The following is a 3589-nucleotide window of genomic DNA, read 5'->3' on the forward strand; positions in this document are numbered from 1 at the left end:
GGTTTTTGGTTAATACTGCTATGCCATCTTTCCATTAACTGGCAGAAATCGCTAATGCGAGTTTTAGCCGATTTTCCCAATTCTTCTATTGCTTCTACATTCTGAATGGCGCTGAAAAGAGAAATCCGGGTTTTATTGGCAAAAGTAATTACTCTATTGATGCTGGTTTGTCCGATTCCGCGTGCTGGCTCATTGATGCAGCGTAAAAGGGATTCATTATCATTTAAATTGGCAAGCACATATAAATAAGCCAGCAGGTCTTTGATTTCTTTGCGTTGGTAAAATTGCACTCCGCCCACTATGCTGTAAGGAATTTCGGCTTGAATCAAAGAACTTTCAAATACGCGGGATTGGGCATTGGTTCTGTATAAAACAGCCATTTCATGAAAAGGAATTCCTTTACTGTGTAGCTGTGCAATTATTTCCGTGGTTTTATTCGCTTCTTCAATTTCATTTTCATAGATGGCAAGAATGGGTTTTTCTCCTACCGGAAGATCACTCCAGAGTTCTTTACTGTGTCTTTTTCTATTATTGGCAATGATGGCATTGGCAAAAGATAAAATACTGCCGGTGCTTCGATAGTTTTGCTCCAAGCGAATGCTGTGCACATTTTTATAGTCCCTTTCAAATTCCAGAATATTGCGTAAACTGGCTCCTCGAAAACTGTAAATTGCTTGATCGTCATCTCCGACTACACATACCTTTTGATGTCCTCCGGCAATTTGATGCACGATTTCAAACTGAGCGGTATTGGTATCTTGATATTCATCAATCATTACATATTGAAATTGAGCTCGGTATTTTTCGCGCACTATTTCATTGGACATCAGTAATTTTGCCGTGTAAAGTAAAATATCGTCAAAATCCAGCGCTTGATTGAGCAACAACTGTTGTTGATATAGGCGGTAAATATTCAGAAAAGTGCCAAATTCGCTGTCTTTATCTTCATCAGTGTTTTTAATATCTTCTGGCAAAAGGAGTTTGTTTTTATATTTGCCAATGCGATGTAAAATCCGGTTCACAGGGAATTTTTGTTTATCAAAGCCATATTCTTTATAAATCTTCTTCAGCAAAGATGCCTGCGTATCTTCATCGTAAATGGAAAAATTGGAATGGAAGGGTAAATGAGCGCTTTCAAAACGCAAAATCCGACAGCAGATAGAATGAAAAGTTCCTACCCATAATGTCCGCATCGGAATGTTCAGTAACTTTTCCAAACGGTTTTGCAGTTCATTTGCCGCTTTATTGGTGAAAGTAACTACCAAAATATTCCAAGGGTGAACCCCTTTTTCCATAATTAAATAGGCAGTGCGATAAATTAAAGAACGGGTTTTTCCTGAGCCCGCTCCCGCAAGGACTAAAATAGGATTTTCGGTATCTGTTACCACTTCCAATTGCTTGTCATTCAATTGGGAAGTATAAAATTCGGATAGCATAATTTAAGGGATATAAACGGACATCGGTTCTGATCTACGCCCTTCCAGTTTTCCTTCAGGATAAATTTTGTAGGCAGAAACCCGATACCAGTAATAACCAGGAAGAACAGTTAGATCATTGGTGCTGCTATGGGTAAATTCATTGATGGAAACATCACCCACTAATTCAAAAGACGAATTGTAGCCCAGTCCCCTGTAAACATAATAGCCATCTGTATTGTAAGGATTGTTAGCTTGCCAAGTTAATGTTACGAAGCATGGAGTTTGATTTAGCGAATTAGCATGATAAGTGATACCTGTAACCGGTTCTGGGATTATAACATCTCCATCCCCATTGGGATCAAGAGGATTACTTCTTTTCAAATCGCAGGAACTGAATACACAAACCAGTAAAATAACAATCAATAACTTCAGCCACCGGGAAACCATTTAAAACCTCACTTCAATACCTGCGGGAGTAATATTTACGGGACCGCTTTGCGTGCGGCCAATAATTTCTTCCCATAAACGCACATTATAATCCTGCGTGGATTGAATTACATCAAAAATATTATAAGCCCAAATAATTCCGGCAAAACCCATCATAATGAAGGAATACTGATAAGGCACTTGAGCATCCTTATAATATTTTTCAATTTCATCTACTTGCGTTGCATTTTTATAGAGACGGAATTTGCTCATCGCTCTATCCATAAAATAGATGGAACCACCGGCTAAAACAATTTCCGTGCCCAAAATAACTGTTCCTTTCGTGCTTTCTTTGGTGGAGAATTGTCCCCAACCAGGGATAATAGCGGATTTCATAATATTCCCATTTAAGGGTTGAGCTTCCATTTCATAAATTTGCAGCAAGTCCTGACGCTTTTGTAAGTCATTGCGATAGGCATTTCTATCCAGATAATTTTTCCAGCCATATTTTGTAGTGTCTGAAAACGCCTGAATATCAAAACTCTGTGCTTTCAACGGCACGGCTATTATCTCTGCCAGCATAAAAAGCAGGAATGTAACAAGGATTTTATTTATGGCTTTCATTGCATCAATGCCTCAGAGAGTTTGTTTAAAGGAATTATGCTTCGGTCGCGCAGATTGATTTGCCATACATATAGATAGGTCTCATTGGGAGTGAGCAAATCATAACGAGCTTCATATTTATACTGTCCGGTAGAGAGCATAAGTTTCCAGCCGCTATCTTGAATTTCATTTTCTTTATAGCGAGTAAGAAGTTCTTTCTTTTTGTTTTGGATGCGTGTGTTCAATATGCCGCCGCGGTATTCATTTAAAATTCTACGCGCAAAAGTGGCAGGATTCTTATTCGCTTCCAGCATATTTTGAATAATGGAAGCTTTTTGTTTATATTCCGGTTTAGCATCCAAAGCGTAAGCACTATTATATGTCTGCAGGGCTTCATTTAATTTACCGGTGGCTTCCAGGCGTTCTGCCTGAGCAAAAAGTTCCCCTGCTTTTTTGATATTTGCTTGAATTGTATTCAACCGTTTTATTGCTTCCACCGCAGGAGGATAATCGGGAATTATGTCAAAGGTCTTTCGGTAATGAGCCAAAGCTCCTTCAAAATCACCCGCTTCCAGTAAACTGTTACCTTTTTGGATGAAGAGATTTGTTATGGATTCCAAGCGGTTTGTAATACTGGCTTTTTTCTGTGGATAGTATTGTAAGGCAATACGAAACAAACGATCCGCTTCCACATAATCCTGCTCATTGATTAGTTCTTCCGCCTGTTTTTCATAAACATCGGATATATTTTTATTGAGGATTTCCATATCCACAACCGGATATTTGGAAAGCTCAAAAAGTTCTTTTAAAGCATCCGCATAGTATCCCTGCTGATTTAAAATGGCTGCATATTCAAGTTTTCCCGGAATAAAGCGAATAATATAATTGCGAGCCAAAATTTCATAGGAATTATTTTGATAGTTATCGTAGAGGCGCATATAATCATTCCAGGCAGATTCATTATCGGCTTTAACATCAACAAAGTAAATTATTCTTCTATATAACACTTCTGGCAATAAAGGACTTTCAGGAACCTCTCTAATTAAGGTATCCAGATAGATTTTGCTTAGCTCCATATTGTTTGATTTACTTGCTTCGAGGGCTAAAGAAAGATATACTTCTGCTAAGCGCAAATTGGCTGC

The 3589-nt window shown here is 38.3% G+C and carries 4 protein-coding genes; all 4 read right to left on the reverse strand.

All coding sequences use genetic code 11. The annotated features are described in order from the left end of the window. On the reverse strand, positions 1-1436 hold a 1436-nt coding region (locus ABFC98_02005; GenBank protein MEN6444802.1), incomplete at its 3' end, for a UvrD-helicase domain-containing protein. Positions 1437-1439: 3 nt separating this feature from the next. Beyond that, positions 1440-1865 carry a hypothetical protein gene (locus ABFC98_02010; protein ID MEN6444803.1) on the reverse strand — a complete coding sequence of 142 codons (426 nt, stop codon included), beginning with the start codon at positions 1863-1865 and terminating at the stop codon, positions 1440-1442. Next, on the reverse strand, positions 1866-2468 hold the full coding sequence (locus ABFC98_02015) for a hypothetical protein (protein ID MEN6444804.1): 603 nt from the start codon (positions 2466-2468) through the stop codon (positions 1866-1868). It abuts the gene before it with no gap. Beyond that, on the reverse strand, positions 2465-3589 hold a 1125-nt coding region (locus ABFC98_02020; GenBank protein MEN6444805.1), incomplete at its 5' end, for a hypothetical protein. The genes ABFC98_02015 and ABFC98_02020, both read right to left, overlap by 4 nt.

The organism is Candidatus Cloacimonas sp. (assembly GCA_039680785.1).
GTDB lineage: Bacteria > Cloacimonadota > Cloacimonadia > Cloacimonadales > Cloacimonadaceae > Cloacimonas.

Coding starts and splice junctions, on each gene's coding strand:
- ABFC98_02015 (MEN6444804.1), bottom strand. CDS start 2,468: ATGAAAGCCATAAATAAAATCCTTGTTACATTCCTGCTTTTTATGCTG.
- ABFC98_02010 (MEN6444803.1), bottom strand. CDS start 1,865: ATGGTTTCCCGGTGGCTGAAGTTATTGATTGTTATTTTACTGGTTTGT.